Source organism: Cohnella endophytica, from assembly GCF_003628305.1.
In the GTDB taxonomy this organism is placed as follows: Bacteria; Bacillota; Bacilli; order Paenibacillales; family Paenibacillaceae; genus Cohnella; species Cohnella endophytica.
In genome coordinates this window covers 431,757-447,399 of record NZ_RBZM01000002.1, presented here as the reverse complement: position 1 = coordinate 447,399, position 15,643 = coordinate 431,757, and the positions used below count along the sequence as shown (strand labels likewise).

Sequence of the window (15,643 nt, the reverse complement as noted above, 5' to 3'; positions counted from 1 at the left end):
GAACCGAGCGGATAAGTGACATCCGCTCGGTTTTTTTATTTGCGGTTATTAATGAAGTTTATTTACAGCAATCCAAGCTTTTTCTAATCGAAAGTTACGATTACTAGTGATAGTTCCTAAAGACATCGTATAAATAATGTTATATTATATAACACAAGAGTGAAAAATGAGTTAAATGGTCAAACGAACGTAACTATATCTGACGCACGCGCTCGATACAGTTAACGGTTCGCAAGAAGGAGGCAGCCTCATGGCCATGATGCCGCGCAAAGAAAAGCTTCCAGCAATTCGATCGGATAAAGTTCAGTTCACGGTGAAGGATTTACTCCATATTCCCTTTCTGAAAGACGCGCGAATCGTTACCGGAGATACGGGCATCCATCGGGCGATTACCCGGGTGAATGTATTGGAGGCGACGAATTCGCTCTCTTGGATTAGACCCGGAGAATTTCTGATGACTACGGGATATCCCTTCCGGGATGAACCCGAGAAGTTGTTGCAATTCGTGCCCGAGCTAGCGAAGCAAGGGGTTGCCGCTCTCGGCATCCGCACGAAGAGCTATTTCGAAGAGTTGGCGCCGGAGGTGGTGGCGGAGGCGGAGAAGCACGGGTTGCCCTTGCTGGAGTTGCCGGGGGACTGCGTGTTATCCGACTTGGTCCGTATCGTCATGGAGCGCGTGCTAGCGCTTGAATCTTCGCAGCTCGCGGACTTGCAGAACCGAATTCAGAGCATGACGGGCTTGCTGCTCGAGGGCAGGGGGATCTACGCGTTCTTGGACGCGCTGGAAGATTTGCTCGGCAACCCGGTCTCGATCGTTCGCGAGAACGACAAACCATGGCTATCCGCCCAATTAAGAAGTCCGGAATCGTCGGACGATTGGCCGCTCCTGCAATCTCTCACGTTCCGTCAAGTCGGAAGAGGGGTAAGCAGCGGGTTCATGCTGTTGCAGAACGCCTACCGAACCTATGTAAGCCCGGTTCTCGCGCAAAAATCGAAGCAAGCCTGCTTGGTGTTGATCGAGCGTAATCGGGAAATTCAACCGATTGATGCCATAAGCGTGGATCGGTTAGCGTCGTTAGCCGGTCTTGAGCTCGCGAACGTCGAGGCGGTTCGCGAGGTCGAAGGGAAATATCTCGATCAATTTATTCAGGACTGGTTATCGGGAAAAATCGTAACGGAGACGGATTGGAAATTACGGGCGGAAGTGTGCGGCTGCGCGATTCCGGATAAGACGCCGATGTGCGCGTTGTTAGTAGGCTGGCGCAAGCCGGAGTCGGCGGAGAAACTGAAGGAAATGGCGCGAAGACTTCGTTCGGAGAGGCTGCGTTTGGCGGACGGATTGCTCGCTGCGCACGTCGGCAATGAGCTGGCGATCATATTGCCGATCACGGGAGAATCGGCTGCGGGATCGGCATCCTCGTTGATCGCCAAGCTGCTCGAGGAGCTTCGCTTGTTATTCGGCGACCGCGAGCTAAAGCTATATGCCGGGAGAATCGTCGATCGCGCGGAAGATTTGCAAGGGAGCTGGGCACAGGCGAGAAGGGCGAGACAGGTGACGGAAGTATGCGGTTTGCCGGGAGAGATTATATCCTACGATTCTTTAGGCGTATATTCCTTGCTCTTCTTGATTCCTTCCGGCGAGGAAAGGGAGCAGTTTTTGAACCGCTACGCGTTTCCTCTCCAACAAGCGGATCGCAAAGGCGGGGGACGTCTGGTGGAGACGTTGGAAATGTTCTTTCAATGCAACGGCAATATCAAGCTAACCTCCGAGAAGCTCTTCGCCCATTATAATACGATCGTATACCGCTTGGATAAAGTGAAGTCGATTCTAGGCGTTTCCTTGGACGACCCGGAGGAACGGCTGCAGTTGCATCTTGCTTTGAAGTTGGCCCAAATAAATCCAGCCCCCTATTAATTCGCTCGTTCGCAGTTAATCATTCAACGAATGTTCAGATTGTTGAATTGACGGAAGTCCTTGATTCGGTTTTCCCCTTCCACAGGGCCGCTGCATCCGATCCGAAGTAGCGACGAAGAAGAAACGCCCAACGTCCTAATAGATCCGATCTGAATCGTGGGCCACGGAGAGCGGCTCCGGAACGTGACGGGAACGCAAGGCTTCAGCGATAGCTTGGGGAGGTAATAGAGAGGATAGGCGGCGAATTTGAATTCGTCAGCTTCGTGGGTCGGGATCGCGCTTTGAACCGCCAATGCTTTGGATTTCTGAGTCGTTCCTTCGCCGTCCCCGAGCTGTACGATTCCCGCGGAGCTTACCGTATTGACGAAGAGCCAGCCCACGTTTGCGTTCCTGCATTGTAGCGTCATTCGAGCTTTTCCTCGGGCAAGGCCGGGAGCGGGGCTAGCGAACCTATGATTACCGCTTCGGGAGGAGTATCGAAATAAGAATATAACGTGATGGATTCCGTATCTCCGATCAAGAGCGAGGAAGAACTGGAAACGCCGATGAGAGAAATGCAACCTACGCTAACCGGACCGTTCGTCACGTTGAGCACGATAGGAGTGGCCATGGGTCCGCATCATCCCCTTTCCGTATTCCGAGTTTGCTTTCGTTTGCTTAAGTAGGCCGAGAACGCGCCCTTAATGTCGCGTCTCGTTTTTTCTTTAATCGATTCCTGCCAGTTGCGGCGCTCTTCGTCAGAGCCGTCCGCAGGGTAGTCGATCGTCCTAGCATAGTAGTGCACGCGCTCGTTCAACTGCCGTTTCACGTCCGCTAACACCTTTTGACGTTCGTCGGCATCGAGCGAGACGTCGAATTGCCGCTCCATCTCGAAAAGCATGGCCGGGGACTTCGTGTCCATCTCCGCCGTCATCTCGGCCTGAAGTTCGCGAATCGGAGGCTCCTTCGCTTGATCTGGCGCGTTTATTTTGAAGCAAGATGGGTCGGGCGCCTCGAACGATTCGATACCGGGCATTCCTTGAGGGGACATGCCGACGTTAAGCGTGCCCTCCAACCGGTTAACCTTCAATTGATCGAAATGGTATTCAACGTGGAGTGGAGGCTTACTGCTTAGTTCGTCGAGCTGCTTTTGCATTCTGGTTAGCTGGTCCGTCATCTGCTGTAGCTTAAGTTCGGATTGAGAGAGCCGCTGCGTCCAAGCTTGCCATTCCGCCGAGGAAGGACCGGGCGCTTCCGGTTTCGCCTGCTGAGAGTATGCATTGTTCCAAGGAAAAGGCTGCGGCATCTGTCGCTGCATCGGAATCCCTTCTCTCATCTCGGATTGGGTAACGGGACGAGCGACAGCGTGCTCTGAGTGGCGCCGACCTCGTTCAGTTGAGGAGCAGGTTCCGTGAATCCGCCCGAATTGTAAAGCTGCGACAATGCTTGAATGCTTCCTGCGCTGCCGATTTGGAGGACGGCGGAGTTGGTGACGCTGTCTATGCGAAGCTGACCGATCGTAATCGTCTGATTAATATTCCAATTCATGCTAGAACCCCCGAATTTCCGGTGTTGTTCTCCGAAGCATCCTGAATGTCCGGGTCGTTCGTGTTGGTCGCGCTGATCGCGTTATTGCTCGTGGATAGATCCCCCGTCAAGAAAGAACCAGCTCCGGCATAGGTTTTGGAGATGCTCGACGGCGAAATTTGGATCGTATCACCGAATTGAACGACGCCGCTGCTGCCTATGCTTAGGATTTTAACGTTGCCGATAATGCAGGGCATGGGCGTAACGACTCCTTCGCAATTGGGTCATGGAACAGTGTATGAAGTCGAACGCCTAGAGGTTCTTTCGCGGATGAACATAAGCACGGGAGAGAGCGGCAGGACATAAGATGTAATCGAAGGGTATGGGGTGCGCGATCGGTCGGGTGCCCCCTATGCGCGCGGTCGATCTTATGTCTGCTTCGGGGAGGAATAAATACGAAATGAGCTCTTTTTTCGATAACGGTCCGCTTCCGGATTGGAAGGATCTTCAGAAGTGGTTAGGCAAGGATATTCCCTGGAAGCTTGCGGAGAACTGGGATCGGAAACGCGAGTCGGGTTGGCTCGACCAGTACGTCCAAAAAATGCTGCAAGGCGCCAAATCCGAAGCGGGAATCCAATCGAAGAACTTCGTGCGGACGGAAACGAGACACGATGCCAAATCCGTCATCGTGACGATTCGGCTAGCGCCCGAGACGGATATGCATAATCTGCAGCTTTTCGCGACCGCGGACAGACTGAAAATCTTGGGTTTGCCGGATGATCAGAAGTGCTCTGTGCGTTTCCCTTGTTTGGTGTATGCCCGCAGCGGGAAAGTAAGCATGGCCAAGGATCGTGTGCTCGTCGCACGCTTTAAGCGCAGACCCTCGGAAAAGTCGGAATACGAATTGTTTATCCGGACGTAAATCGGTATAATGCTAATGGAAGCAACGAGCCGGATGAAAACAAGGATGGCAAGGCTTTGAGGGGGCAAAGGTTGTGGATTTGGTAGATGTATCGGATGTATCCCCGGCGTTATTCGTTACGGGGATCGTGTTCATTATGCTGATCGGCTCATTCTTGAGCCTAGGCGTGCTGAAATTCTTTCAATTAAAGAAACGGCAAGGCGGCGTATTCATGGGCTTGTCCGCTTTATCGTTCGCCGGACTTATCATCGCGATCAATACATGGTTCTCCTAAGATGAACCTCGAACAATCAAGCGCGAATAACCGATCGATCCGTGGAGGAGCGTTCGGTTATTCGACGTATCCGAACCGGAGAACCTAATAAGACTGCCCCGGCCGCGATCGTCCCGCAGCCGAAGCAGCCTAGTCATGCTGTTGCGACATTACCGTTTTTTGCGTAAGTTTGCCGTAAGAACGCCGCCGCGATTTCCTTCGAAATCGCCGCAGTATACGTCTTTGACGGATACTGTCGTTACGTGGTGATAGACGGGGACGCAGTGATGCCTCCGGACAACCTCCACTTGATGGATAACGTCGACTTGTTGAGGATGGTAGTAATCTTCGAATACGGTTTGCGGAGGGTCGTAGATCGCCTTGCCGTTGCATTTCGGACAGTCGGACACGTCTCTCATGCTCCTTTCCTGGGATGTCGTACAGTATACGAGCGAATGCCCTATCCGAACTGTTCGAAGGCCTAGAAGGCTCGCCCACATTATAGAGGCGTTTGACGGACTCTCTAATTTCCTGCATATTAGAATTAGATTATGCCGGTACGGGAGGATATCTTGTGGGGACTATGGAAGTGTTCGGATGAAGATCGCGCGACGGACGCTGCAAGCGCCAATCCGATTTTATCGGAATTTCATCTCGCCGTTGACGCCGCCTTCCTGTCGTTTCTTGCCGACATGCTCGGCCTATGCGCTTGAGGCAATAGAGGTTCATGGCGTGGCTAAGGGGACTTATCTGGCGGTGAGAAGGATAAGCAAATGCCATCCGTTCCACAAGGGCGGTTATGATCCGGTTCCGCCCAAGAAGCCGAAGACTTAGCGCGCGTAGGCTTTCCGACTTGACAGAGGCGAAGGCTGTCGGTTATATTGTGGCGAATAGCACATATCAAGGTTTTCCCGCGAAGGGATAAGTACGAGGGAATGCGCCTATGACAGAGAGCCGGGGGAGCTGGAAACCGGCATAGGGCAGCTTCGGAAAATGGTCCTGGAGGAATCGTCTTCGAACGAGGGTGAAGCATAGTCTTCTACCGTCGCAAGAGGAGGACGCGAGTCCGGCGTTAACGGACATGTCTTAATGAGCCTTCGCGACCGAGCTTTCGCCGCGAGGGGAAATTGGGTGGTACCGCGTGAGTTACAACTCTCGTCCCATACGGACGGGAGTTTTTTGTCTTTAAACACGGTTAAGGAGCTGGAAACGATGACGGAAGCGAACAAAACGTTTTATATCACGACGCCGATCTACTACCCGAGCGACAAATTGCATATCGGCCATGCCTACACGACGGTGGCTGGGGACGCGATGTCTAGATACAAGCGTCTGCGCGGTTACGAGGTCCGTTATTTAACGGGCACGGACGAGCACGGCCAGAAAATCGAGCGAAAAGCGCTGGAAGCAGGCAAAACTCCGCAGCAGTTCATCGATGACATCGTTGTCGGCATCAAGGAATTATGGGCGAAGCTGGAAATCTCGAACGACGACTTCATCCGCACGACGGAAGCCCGGCACAAGGACGTCGTTCAAGGCATCTTCGCGAAGCTGTTGGAGCAAGGCGATATTTACAAAGGCGAGTACGAAGGCTGGTACAGCATCCCGGACGAGACCTACTACACGGAAACTCAGCTCGATGATATCGTACGCAACGAGAACGGAGACGTTATTGGCGGTAAAAGTCCGGACAGCGGCCATCCCGTCGAGCTCGTGAAGGAAGAATCGTATTTCTTCCGGATGAGCAAATACGCGGACAGACTTCTCCAATATTATGAGGAGCACCCCGATTTCATACAGCCGGAATCCCGCAAGACGGAGATGATCAACAACTTCATCAAACCCGGCTTGGAGGATTTGGCCGTGTCCCGCACGACGTTTAACTGGGGCGTTCCGGTACCGGGCGATCCGAAACACGTTATCTACGTGTGGATCGACGCTTTGTCCAACTATATTACGGCGCTTGGCTACGGCACCGACTCCGACGAGCTATACCGGAAGTTCTGGCCGGCCAGCGTACATCTCGTAGGCAAAGAAATCGTACGGTTCCATACGATCTACTGGCCGATCATGCTGATGGCGTTAGACTTGCCGTTGCCGGAGAAAGTATTCGCGCACGGATGGCTGCTCATGAAGGACGGTAAAATGTCTAAATCCAAAGGCAATGTCGTCGATCCTGTAAAGCTGATCGAACATTTCGGCTTGGACGCGGTGCGCTATTACCTGCTGCGCGAAGTTCCATTCGGCGCGGATGGCGCGTTCACTCCGGAGAACTTCGTGGAACGGATCAACTTCGATTTGGCTAACGACCTCGGCAACTTGTTGAACCGTACGATCGCCATGATCGACAAGTATTTCGACGGCGTCTTGCCAGAGTTCCGTCTAGGTGTGACGGAGTTCGACGGAGAGCTCGAACAGATGGCAATAACTACGGTTCAGAAGGTCGAAGCCGCGATGGAGAACATGGAATTCTCCGTGGCGCTGAGCGCGATCTGGGCGCTCGTCGGCCGCACGAACAAATACATCGACGAGACGAAGCCTTGGGCGTTAGCCAAGGACGAAAGTAGCGGCGAGGCGTTGGCTTCCGCGATGGGACATCTTGCCGAAAGTCTCAGAATCGTCTCGATCCTGATCCAGCCGTTCCTGACGAAGACGCCGGCTCGCATCTGGGAGCAACTTGGCATTCAGGATGGCGAGCTCACGGCATGGGACAGCATCGCAACGTTCGGAACCCGGCTTGCGGGAACGAAGACGAGCAAAGGCGACCCGATTTTCCCTCGCCTTGAATTGGCGGACGAAGTCGCTTGGATCTCGGGCACGATGTCCGGAGGGGCAGCGAAGACGGAGGATCCAGCGGCTGCATCCGTTTCCGCTCCTGCAACCGAAGAAGCGGAGGCGCCGGAGCTTGCGCCGGAAATCTCGATCGACGAGTTCATGAAGGTCGAGCTTCGGGTGGCTCAGGTTATCGCTTGCGAGCCGATTCCGAAAGCCGACAAGCTGCTGAAGCTGCAACTCGACCTCGGTTTCGAGAAACGGCAAGTCGTGTCCGGCATCGCGAAATTTTATAAGCCGGAAGAACTCGTCGGACGCAAAGTCATCTGCGTTACGAACCTCAAGCCCGTTAAGCTGCGCGGAGAGATGTCGCAAGGGATGGTGCTCGCCGCTTCGCAAGGCGATCAACTGACGCTCGCCACCGTTCCGGACGGCATGCCGAACGGCGCGATCGTGAAATAAATCGCAACTCAATCGCCTTCCGTTCAAGCCAATCCGGCTTGAACGGAAGGCGATTCGCTTGTCGGGATATTCTCGGCGGCGCTCCTCCCTACGATATTTTTTGACGGGAATATTATTGTTGCTAGTTAGACAAGAATTTGGAGAATAGCGGCATTGACACCGCCTAAGTTAGGGGGCTATAATCGATTCTGTTAATAATAATATTTACGATTAAGGAGATTCATAATGATAGAGGCTCCAAAGAAACAAATCTGGTTGGTCATTTGCCTAATGCTACTCATTGCCGTCCTTGCCGGCTGCGGCAGTAACGGCAATAGCGCCGCTAAGGACGACGGCCGCATTAACGTCGTTACCAGCTTCTATCCGCTCTATTTCTTCGCGAAAGAGATCGGGGGAGACGACGCGCATGTCGATAATCTGATCGCGGCGGGAGTGGAACCTCACGATTGGACGCCGAAAAGCCGGGACTTAAACGCCGTTTCCAAGGCGAAATTGTTTATCTACAATGGCGCCGGATTGGAAGGCTGGGTAGACGGTTTCTTGCGCGGACTCGGCTCGGATAACCAAGTCATGACGGTGGAAGCCAGCAAAGGCATCGCGCTTATCCATGGCAATCCGGAAGAGGATGCCGATCACGAGGAACACGGCGGGCTCGACGTCGATCCTCACACGTGGGTCAGTCCCCGTTCGGCGCTAGTTATGGCGACCAACATACGGGATGCGTTCATTCAAGCCGACCCGGATCGGAAAGCCGGTTACGAGGCAAGATACGTTCAACTTCAGCAACGGTTAATGCAATTGGACGAGAAATTTTCCCAAGAGCTTTCCGGTTACGAACGCCGGGATATCGTCGTTTCCCATCAAGCGTTCGGATACCTGTGCCGGGATTATGGATTGAATCAGATCGCGATCATGGGACTGTCGCCGGACGCGGAGCCGCGGGCGAAAGATTTGCTGAAAATCGCTAAATTCGTCAAGGACAACAAAATCCCGTACATTTTCTTCGAGGAGCTCGTATCCGAGCAACTGGCCGACACGCTGGCAAGCGAAGCCCACGTGAAGACTCTAGTGCTTAACCCTTTGGAAGGGTTGACCGAGGAGCAGGAGAAAGCCGGGAACGATTACTTTTCGCTCAGCGAACGTAACCTCCAAAACTTGCAGAAGGCACTGCAGTAATCTAACATAGAATGGACGAGGCTGCGATAGCCTAGAGAAAAGGAGTGCCCCATGGACAAGAGCGCAACGCTACAACAGGCAGGATGCCATAGGGAGATCATCCGATTGGATGAAGTTTCGTACGCATACGATTCCCAGACGATACTCTCCGATGTCTCCTTCAGAATCATGGAGCGCGATTTCGTAGGGTTGATCGGTTCCAACGGCGCCGGCAAAACGACGCTGCTGCGAATGATTGTCGGCTTGACGCGACCCCAGAAAGGGTCGATTTCCTTGTTCGGCACGCCCGCCGGACAATTCAAAGATTGGAACATGATCGGTTACGTTCCGCAGCGCAATCATTTTAACCCGCTTTTCCCGGCTACGGTGAGGGAAGTCGTGCTATCCGGTCTCTATGGACGGAAAAAGCTATTCAAGCGGATCTCCAAGGAAGACGTAAGCAGATGCGAAGACGCCCTAGGCGCATTGAAAATTCGCGATCTCGGCGACAAGAAGATCGGGGCGTTATCCGGCGGACAGCAGCAACGGGTATTCCTCGCGCGGGCGCTTATCAATAACCCGAAGCTGCTTATTCTAGACGAGCCGTTGTCCGGTATCGACGTCGAGACGCAACAAACCTTCTTCCATATGATCAAGCATATGCATCAACGGCATAACATCACGTTCTTGATGGTATCCCATGATATGGACATGGTTCGTTCTTACTTAGGCCAAGAGCCTAAGGAAAAGAGCGGAAAGCTTTCGTTTTACGTTCGGCATTCGCACGATTTGGAAGATTGCGACGGTACGGACTTGCTCCATTCGTTGCGGAAGGAAGGTTAGACGGCTTGGATATTTTAACTGCGGAATTTTTCCAGCGAGCCCTCATAGGCGGCGCTCTCATCGCGATTACCGCGCCGCTCATGGGGTTGTTCCTCGTGCTCCGGCGCTTAGCCATGATCGGAGATACGCTCGCTCATGTCAGTATCGCCGGGGTTGCGCTAGGCTTCCTCATCAATGTATACCCCGTAGCGGTAGGGCTGTTATTCGCCATCGTAGCCTCGTTCGCGATCGAGCTGCTGCGCAGAACTTATCGAACGTATGCCGAATTATCGATCGCCATTATTATGTCCGGCGGGATCGCCCTGGCATCGTTGTTCTTCACGATGGGCAAAGGCTTCAACATGAGCGTAAGCTCGTATTTGTTCGGCAGCATCTATACGCTCAATTATACGGATCTATGGGTCATCGCGGTCGTCACGGTTATCGTTCTGGCTACCGTAACGCTCCATAAGAAGGAATTGTTCCTGCTTACGTTCGATGAAGACGCCGCGGCCGTAAGCGGCTTGCCCGTCAAATATTTCAACATTATGCTGAGCATCTTGACGGCGCTCGTCATCAGCGCCTCGATCAAAATCGTCGGAGCGCTGCTCGTCTCCGCGTTACTCACGATTCCGGCGGCTTGCGGTCTCACGCTCGCGCGCAGCTTTAAGCAAGCCGTTGCGCTCGTCGTCATTATCGGAGAGTTAGCCGTACTGGCGGGACTGTGGATCGCGGGAGAAAGCAACGCGGCTCCCGGAGGGACGATCGTGCTGCTACTGATCGCCATCCTGATCGCATCCATCGTCGCGAAACAATTAAGAAGGGCTTAGCGCTCTCGGGAGGATTGCCTTATGGCTGACGTTAACGTCGGGATCGCGGCAGCGGCAGGGTTCGCCTCGTTTATCTCGCCTTGTTGCTTGCCGTTGTACCCCGCTTACCTTTCTTACATAACGGGCATGTCCGTCAATCAGATCAAGACGGATACGAGCCGAAGCATGCGGTTCAAGACGATGAGCCATACGTTTTTCTTCATCCTTGGCTTCTCCGCCGTATTCTTCGCGCTCGGCTACGGTTCCAATGCTTTCGCGGACGCCTTCCGTGACTACCAGGATACGATTCGCAAAATATCGGCGATCTTCATCGTACTTATGGGCTTGTTCCTAATGGGGATATTCCAACCGCAATTGCTTATGAAAGAGCGGAAGCTGAACATGAAGTGGAAACCTGCCGGTTATTTGGGCTCCTTCGTGTTCGGTATCGGCTTTTCCGCGGGCTGGTCTCCGTGCATCGGTCCGATTCTGGGTTCTATCTTGCTCTTGGCGGCGAGTCAACCCGGAACATGGGCAGGCTTAACGACGGCTTATTCGATCGGGTTCGCGGTTCCGTTTTTCGCGCTCGCATTTTTCCTCGGTACAGCGAGATGGATTCTGAAGTATTCCAACGCCTTGATGAAGATCGGCGGGGCGATGATGCTGTTGATGGGCATTTTGTTGTTTACGGACAGAATGACGTCGATCACGATCTGGCTGCAAAGCATTACGCCGGATTGGTTAAAGTTCTAAACGGTTCCGTTAGGTGAAATATTCGAGCCGGGCTTCCGGAAAATGTTCGAAGATGCGCTCCGTGATGAATTCGCGGAGCGCTTCTGCTTGTTCGTCCGGGTAGACGTACTTGTGCTGTCCCCAACGCCCCCATTTTTTCTTTCGTTTCTCTTCGTCCATCTCCAGCTTCGATTTCGGATACCTTTTCTCGATAATCGTCTTCGCGGTTTTCGTGAAGCGATGCTGGATCAGCTCGAACGTCAAGTCGCCCGTCGCATCGCGCGGCAACGTATCCGCAAGCTTCTCCAGCAGCTCGCGATAGCCTTGCTGCCAGCCTTCGTACCAGATAATCGGCGCGATGATGAAGCCGAGGGGATATCCCGCGCGGCCGATCTTGCCGGCGGCTTCGATCCGTTCATGAAAGCGCGACGTTGCCGGCTCGAAGTTGCGAATGACGTAATCCGCGTTCACGCTGAACCGGATTCGCGTATGGCCGTTGTGCCGGAGCGGAAGCAACGAGTCGACGTGATGGAATTTCGTTACGAAGCGAAGCCGACCGAGCGGCTGATCCGCCATGAACGTGATGGCGTCGGCCAACGATCCGGTCAAATGCTCCAATCCGACCGGATCGGAAGTACATGCGGCCTCGAATCTCGTGATCTCCGGAGCGCGTTCGTCGATGTAACCTTTGGCGGCGTTCAGAATATCGTCGGTGTTCACGTACACCCGGATGTAGGGCTTAGCGCCCAGCGTCGTCTGCAGGTAGCAATAATGGCAATGCCCCATGCAGCCCGTAGCGATCGGGATTGCATATTCGGCGGAAGGTTTCGACGTATCGAACTTTAACGTTTTGCGGATGCCGACGACTAACGTTCGTTTGGCGATTTTGTATTGTTCCAGCTCCGAATCCCCGGGTAGATTCGTGATTCGGTTATGCGAGGTCGTCATCTGGTAAGGCAAGTTCCTTTCCTTGACCCAAGACAGAATGCGCTGGCCTTTGGGGTAGTCGAGCGCCGCGGGTTCGAAATAGACGAGCTCGGGGACGAATAACGCGGTTTCTCTTGCCGAAGCCGTAGGTCGTTCCATAACAGTTGGGCTCATCGCGGCTATTCCTCCTTTGGAATACGTAACAATCGTGCCTTTACCCGGATATTATGCGATAAGGGTTCCAGGACGATTCTTTTCGACAGATCGGACTTGCTCCGTCCCTATGCCGCAGTGTATGATTATGAAGGAAAGGGGGATTAGCGTTGCCTACCCCAAGTATGGAAGATTATTTAGAACGGATCTACCGGCTGATCGAAGAGAAGGGTTACGCCCGCGTATCCGACATCGCCGAGGGGTTGGAAGTGCATCCCTCATCGGTAACGAAGATGATCCAGAAGCTAGATAAGGACAATTACTTAATTTATGAAAAATATCGCGGTCTCGTCCTTACGAACAAAGGGAAGAAAATCGGCAAGCGACTCGTCGACCGGCATCACCTCCTCGAGACTTTCCTGAATATCATCGGTGTGCAAGAGGACAAGATTTACGGCGACGTGGAAGGAATCGAGCATCATTTGAGCTGGGATTCCATCACTTGCATCGAGACGTTAGTCGAGTATTTCAACCGAGATCCTTCCCGCGGCGCGGAATTAAACAAGATCCGATCCGAGATGGACAGCGAGTAAGAGACGCAAACAACGAAAACTGCCGACCCTTAAGAGAAATTCTTAAGGGGGCAGTTTTTTTCATGAATAGGGTCGAACATTCGCCGCATAAGGTTGTTAGCGAGAGCGGGCGCGGGCGATCGCCGGACCGCCGGACGGAGGCGATGATCGAGCGATGCAAACGACTCCAGTAAATGCGGTGTTCGAAGGCGGAGGGGTGAAAGGAATTTCCTTGACGGGGGCCGTCAAAGCGGCGGAGCAGTGCGGCGTCGTGTTCAACAGGGTGGCTGGAACGTCATCCGGCAGCATCGTCGCGGCTCTGATCGCGGCAGGTTATACGGCGACGGAAATGAAAGAAATCATCGAGCGAACGCCTTTTCGTTCATTGCTGAAACGCAATGCCGTATTCAACGCCAAGTTTATCGGACCTGCCTTGCGGCTGCTGATACGCAAAGGATTATATTCGGGAGATGCCGTGGAGGAATGGATGGAGAGATTGCTTGCGGCCAAAGGAATTCGTTTTTTCGCCGATTTGCCTACGGGCAAGCTGCGGATCATCGCGTCGGATATTACGAACGGTCGTCTGCTCGTGCTACCGCAAGATATCGCGTTGTATGGGGTTGCTCCGGAGCAGTTAACCGTCGCGCGGGCGATTCGGATGAGCACGAGCATCCCGTATTTCTTCGATCCGGTCATCATGCGACAGCCGAACAAGGAACGCAAGAAAATGAAGGTGAACACGAAATTTTCATACGTCGTGGATGGAGGGCTGTTGAGCAATTTCCCTCTATGGCTGTTCGAGAACGACGAACTAGAGGGCGCGCGAATTCCCGTTATCGGTTTCCAGATGGTCGGACGGTCGGAGACGAATCCGCGCCGCATATCGGGACCGATCACGATGTTTCAAGCGATGTTCGAAACGATGCTAAGCGCGCATGACGAGCGTTATATCGAAGAGCATAACCTGATTCGCACGATCAAGATTCCTACGCTCGGCGTGAGCAGTACGCAATTCCAACTGACTCCGCAATTAAGCAAATCCTTATACGAATCCGGGCTTGCCGCAGGGGAGAAATTTTTTCGAAGCTGGGACCGCAAGCTCGGCACGCTCAAAGTAAACGTCACGCGTCCCAAATAGCCGAAAAAAACCGCCTCTCGCCGGAATTGAAAATTCCGGTCGGGAGGCGGTTCTGCAGTATCGGCGATCAGTGATAACGCGGCGGCTCGTCTTCCTTGTCTTTGCGTCCTTCGATGACGGTAAAAGATGAGGTTCGGCGCTTGTCGGATTTGGCGTTGGCGGAGCGGCGGAAGTCCGGCCGCGGACCGCGCGTCGTCTTTCTGCCGCGACCGGGCGGATTTCTCCATCTCGTTGGCGGGAATTTGTAGAGAACGAATACAATTGCCACCAGAACGAGCGGTATTAGCCACGATTGCATGGAGCCTTGGTACAGGCTCGTAGCCAAGCCGATGGCCATAAACACGAGAACTACGGCAAACCAAGGCTGAATTCGGTTTTTCATCCTTATCATCCTCCTTGCGAAGTCTATCAGGTCGAGCTAACCTGCCGGTCCAATTCTCTCATCCGGTTGAAGGAAGCGATGGATACGGCGACTTGATCATCGTTCGGCTCCTTGGTCGTCAACAGTTGCAGCCACAAACCCGGAAGACCGAGCCATTTTAATACCGGAATATCCCTAAGCGCGTTCGTCCATTTCAGCACTTCATACGAAACGCCGAGCACGACGGGCAACAGGATAAGACGCTGAACGATTCTCTCGCCCATAGTGTCCCATTGGAAGAAGGAATAAATAACGACGCCGACGATGACCGTGAAAATAATAAAGCTGCTTCCGCACCTGTAGTGGAGCCGAGTGAACTTCTGTACTTTGTCTACGGTAAGCTCGGAGCCGGCTTCGAAAGCGCTAATGACTTTATGCTCCGCGCCGTGGTATTGGAATAACCGCTTAATGAGCGGGGTTTGGGAGATAAACCAGAGATAGCTTAGCAAGAAGATGATTTTGATGACGCCTTCAAGCAGGTTGTGCAATATTTTATTCTCGAATGCATGTCCAAAGATCAGTCCTTCGAGTAGCGTCGGCACTAAAGTGAAAATAATTTTTCCGACGACAAACGAAAGGATCCCCACTAGCGCGACGCCGAGAATCATCGTCAGATTCCAGCGTTCTTTTTTGGGCTTGGCTGCATCTTCGGGACTCGATTCGTCTTCGGCGTAGGCTTCCGCGGAGAAAGTCAAATGCTGCGTGCCTTTGGCGGACGATTCGATGATTCCGACGATGCCGCGAACGAACGGAATTTTTTTCAGGGAGGTCAGGAGCGAATTCGGCTTCTTGGGAACTTCCAGAAAGGCGATTTCTTGGTTTTTGCGGCGTACCGCGGTAACGTGAACGTGCTTGCCCGCGAACATGACGCCTTCTATAACGGCCTGTCCGCCGTATATCGCGTTAGAATTATTCGACATGGTTGGCCACCTGCTTATCTCAGAACTCTGGGTGGTATGCTTTCTACGCCCAAGTACTCTTATTTTACTAGATTGGAGGATAGAACGCCACAAGGAATGGGCGAGGGCGATCGGAGCGCGATTAGAGGGGCGGCAAAGGGGAATAATAGACAGCAGTTTGGCGA

20 protein-coding genes are annotated in these 15,643 nt (G+C 53.3%); 11 read left to right on the top strand and 9 right to left on the bottom strand.

The window, feature by feature from the left end; translation table 11 throughout:
• Positions 1-250: 250 nt before the first annotated feature.
• Entirely contained in the window at positions 251-1,915 is a 1,665-nt protein-coding gene (locus D7Z26_RS04265) for a PucR family transcriptional regulator (protein ID WP_120974818.1), read from the top strand.
• A 23-nt stretch (positions 1,916-1,938) separates the two neighbouring features.
• On the opposite strand, the gene D7Z26_RS04260 is transcribed toward D7Z26_RS04265, so the two are convergent.
• Genes D7Z26_RS04260 through D7Z26_RS04240 form a run of 5 tightly spaced genes read right to left on the bottom strand, consistent with a single transcriptional unit; the run spans position 1,939 to position 3,678 of the window.
• Positions 1,939-2,322 (bottom strand): spore germination protein GerPE, encoded by a 384-nt coding sequence (locus D7Z26_RS04260; RefSeq protein WP_120974817.1) that lies wholly within the window; start codon positions 2,320-2,322, stop codon positions 1,939-1,941.
• Positions 2,319-2,525: a spore gernimation protein GerPD gene (locus D7Z26_RS04255; RefSeq protein ID WP_120974816.1), complete on the bottom strand. Its 207-nt coding sequence runs from the start codon at positions 2,523-2,525 to the stop codon at positions 2,319-2,321. The genes D7Z26_RS04260 and D7Z26_RS04255 overlap by 4 nt, the downstream gene beginning before the upstream one ends.
• 9 nt (positions 2,526-2,534) lie before the next feature.
• Complete coding sequence (gene gerPC, locus D7Z26_RS04250) at positions 2,535-3,212, bottom strand: spore germination protein GerPC (RefSeq protein WP_158602184.1); 678 nt, start codon at positions 3,210-3,212, stop codon at positions 2,535-2,537.
• A 14-nt stretch (positions 3,213-3,226) separates the two neighbouring features.
• Positions 3,227-3,442, bottom strand: a complete 216-nt coding sequence (locus tag D7Z26_RS04245; protein ID WP_120974814.1) for a spore germination protein GerPB — start codon at positions 3,440-3,442, stop codon at positions 3,227-3,229.
• Positions 3,439-3,678, bottom strand: a complete 240-nt coding sequence (locus tag D7Z26_RS04240; RefSeq protein WP_120974813.1) for a spore germination protein — start codon at positions 3,676-3,678, stop codon at positions 3,439-3,441. Before D7Z26_RS04240 ends, D7Z26_RS04245 begins: the two co-directional genes overlap by 4 nt.
• Positions 3,679-3,881: 203 nt before the next feature.
• Between D7Z26_RS04240 and D7Z26_RS04235 the strand changes: the two genes are divergently transcribed.
• Both D7Z26_RS04235 and D7Z26_RS04230 read left to right on the top strand, forming a co-directional pair.
• Positions 3,882-4,343, top strand: a complete 462-nt coding sequence (locus D7Z26_RS04235) for a hypothetical protein (protein ID WP_120974812.1) — start codon at positions 3,882-3,884, stop codon at positions 4,341-4,343.
• 73 nt (positions 4,344-4,416) lie between these two features.
• Positions 4,417-4,617, top strand: coding sequence for a hypothetical protein (locus tag D7Z26_RS04230; protein WP_120974811.1), 201 nt, complete (start codon positions 4,417-4,419; stop codon positions 4,615-4,617).
• A gap of 149 nt (positions 4,618-4,766) precedes the next feature.
• On the opposite strand, the gene D7Z26_RS04225 is transcribed toward D7Z26_RS04230, so the two are convergent.
• Positions 4,767-5,015 (bottom strand): hypothetical protein, encoded by a 249-nt coding sequence (locus D7Z26_RS04225; protein WP_120974810.1) that lies wholly within the window; start codon positions 5,013-5,015, stop codon positions 4,767-4,769.
• 178 nt (positions 5,016-5,193) lie between these two features.
• Between D7Z26_RS04225 and yidD the strand changes: the two genes are divergently transcribed.
• From yidD to D7Z26_RS04195, 6 genes are all read left to right on the top strand, one after another.
• Positions 5,194-5,430: a membrane protein insertion efficiency factor YidD gene (yidD, locus tag D7Z26_RS27660; protein ID WP_233566607.1), complete on the top strand. Its 237-nt coding sequence runs from the start codon at positions 5,194-5,196 to the stop codon at positions 5,428-5,430.
• A gap of 378 nt (positions 5,431-5,808) precedes the next feature.
• Entirely contained in the window at positions 5,809-7,830 is a 2,022-nt protein-coding gene (metG, locus tag D7Z26_RS04215; RefSeq protein WP_120975023.1) for a methionine--tRNA ligase, read from the top strand.
• Positions 7,831-8,055: 225 nt separating this feature from the next.
• A complete protein-coding gene (locus D7Z26_RS04210; RefSeq protein WP_120974808.1) occupies positions 8,056-9,006 on the top strand; it encodes a metal ABC transporter substrate-binding protein in 951 nt (316 codons plus the stop codon).
• 51 nt (positions 9,007-9,057) lie between these two features.
• Positions 9,058-9,828 (top strand): metal ABC transporter ATP-binding protein, encoded by a 771-nt coding sequence (locus D7Z26_RS04205; RefSeq protein WP_120974807.1) that lies wholly within the window; start codon positions 9,058-9,060, stop codon positions 9,826-9,828.
• Between the two features lie 5 nt (positions 9,829-9,833).
• Positions 9,834-10,637, top strand: a complete 804-nt coding sequence (locus D7Z26_RS04200; protein WP_120974806.1) for a metal ABC transporter permease — start codon at positions 9,834-9,836, stop codon at positions 10,635-10,637.
• Positions 10,638-10,658: 21 nt separating this feature from the next.
• Positions 10,659-11,369, top strand: a complete 711-nt coding sequence (locus D7Z26_RS04195) for a cytochrome c biogenesis CcdA family protein (protein WP_120974805.1) — start codon at positions 10,659-10,661, stop codon at positions 11,367-11,369.
• Positions 11,370-11,378: 9 nt separating this feature from the next.
• Here D7Z26_RS04195 and splB read toward each other — a convergent pair whose 3' ends face one another.
• Positions 11,379-12,449: a spore photoproduct lyase gene (gene splB / locus D7Z26_RS04190; protein WP_199731651.1), complete on the bottom strand. Its 1,071-nt coding sequence runs from the start codon at positions 12,447-12,449 to the stop codon at positions 11,379-11,381.
• Between the two features lie 149 nt (positions 12,450-12,598).
• Between splB and mntR the strand changes: the two genes are divergently transcribed.
• Positions 12,599-13,021, top strand: a complete 423-nt coding sequence (gene mntR / locus D7Z26_RS04185) for a transcriptional regulator MntR (RefSeq protein ID WP_120974803.1) — start codon at positions 12,599-12,601, stop codon at positions 13,019-13,021.
• Positions 13,022-13,175: 154 nt separating this feature from the next.
• Positions 13,176-14,138: a patatin-like phospholipase family protein gene (locus D7Z26_RS04180; protein WP_120974802.1), complete on the top strand. Its 963-nt coding sequence runs from the start codon at positions 13,176-13,178 to the stop codon at positions 14,136-14,138.
• Positions 14,139-14,205: 67 nt separating this feature from the next.
• Here D7Z26_RS04180 and D7Z26_RS04175 read toward each other — a convergent pair whose 3' ends face one another.
• Both D7Z26_RS04175 and D7Z26_RS04170 read right to left on the bottom strand, forming a co-directional pair.
• Positions 14,206-14,520, bottom strand: a complete 315-nt coding sequence (locus D7Z26_RS04175) for a cation:proton antiporter (RefSeq protein ID WP_233566605.1) — start codon at positions 14,518-14,520, stop codon at positions 14,206-14,208.
• Between the two features lie 26 nt (positions 14,521-14,546).
• Entirely contained in the window at positions 14,547-15,479 is a 933-nt protein-coding gene (locus tag D7Z26_RS04170) for a DUF1385 domain-containing protein (RefSeq protein WP_120974801.1), read from the bottom strand.
• Positions 15,480-15,643 lie beyond the last annotated feature (164 nt).

What these genes read in the sequence shown, in the direction of transcription:
- D7Z26_RS04265 (WP_120974818.1), top strand. Translation starts at nt 251, where the DNA reads ATGGCCATGATGCCGCGCAAAGAAAAGCTTCCAGCAATTCGATCGGAT.
- D7Z26_RS04260 (WP_120974817.1), bottom strand. Translation starts at nt 2,322, where the DNA reads ATGACGCTACAATGCAGGAACGCAAACGTGGGCTGGCTCTTCGTCAAT.
- D7Z26_RS04255 (WP_120974816.1), bottom strand. Translation starts at nt 2,525, where the DNA reads ATGGCCACTCCTATCGTGCTCAACGTGACGAACGGTCCGGTTAGCGTA.
- gerPC (WP_158602184.1), bottom strand. Translation starts at nt 3,212, where the DNA reads ATGCAGCGACAGATGCCGCAGCCTTTTCCTTGGAACAATGCATACTCT.
- D7Z26_RS04245 (WP_120974814.1), bottom strand. Translation starts at nt 3,442, where the DNA reads ATGAATTGGAATATTAATCAGACGATTACGATCGGTCAGCTTCGCATA.
- D7Z26_RS04240 (WP_120974813.1), bottom strand. Translation starts at nt 3,678, where the DNA reads ATGCCCTGCATTATCGGCAACGTTAAAATCCTAAGCATAGGCAGCAGC.
- D7Z26_RS04235 (WP_120974812.1), top strand. Translation starts at nt 3,882, where the DNA reads ATGAGCTCTTTTTTCGATAACGGTCCGCTTCCGGATTGGAAGGATCTT.
- D7Z26_RS04225 (WP_120974810.1), bottom strand. Translation starts at nt 5,015, where the DNA reads ATGAGAGACGTGTCCGACTGTCCGAAATGCAACGGCAAGGCGATCTAC.
- yidD (WP_233566607.1), top strand. Translation starts at nt 5,194, where the DNA reads ATGAAGATCGCGCGACGGACGCTGCAAGCGCCAATCCGATTTTATCGG.
- metG (WP_120975023.1), top strand. Translation starts at nt 5,809, where the DNA reads ATGACGGAAGCGAACAAAACGTTTTATATCACGACGCCGATCTACTAC.
- D7Z26_RS04210 (WP_120974808.1), top strand. Translation starts at nt 8,056, where the DNA reads ATGATAGAGGCTCCAAAGAAACAAATCTGGTTGGTCATTTGCCTAATG.
- D7Z26_RS04205 (WP_120974807.1), top strand. Translation starts at nt 9,058, where the DNA reads ATGGACAAGAGCGCAACGCTACAACAGGCAGGATGCCATAGGGAGATC.
- D7Z26_RS04195 (WP_120974805.1), top strand. Translation starts at nt 10,659, where the DNA reads ATGGCTGACGTTAACGTCGGGATCGCGGCAGCGGCAGGGTTCGCCTCG.
- splB (WP_199731651.1), bottom strand. Translation starts at nt 12,449, where the DNA reads ATGAGCCCAACTGTTATGGAACGACCTACGGCTTCGGCAAGAGAAACC.
- D7Z26_RS04180 (WP_120974802.1), top strand. Translation starts at nt 13,176, where the DNA reads ATGCAAACGACTCCAGTAAATGCGGTGTTCGAAGGCGGAGGGGTGAAA.
- D7Z26_RS04175 (WP_233566605.1), bottom strand. Translation starts at nt 14,520, where the DNA reads ATGAAAAACCGAATTCAGCCTTGGTTTGCCGTAGTTCTCGTGTTTATG.
- D7Z26_RS04170 (WP_120974801.1), bottom strand. Translation starts at nt 15,479, where the DNA reads ATGTCGAATAATTCTAACGCGATATACGGCGGACAGGCCGTTATAGAA.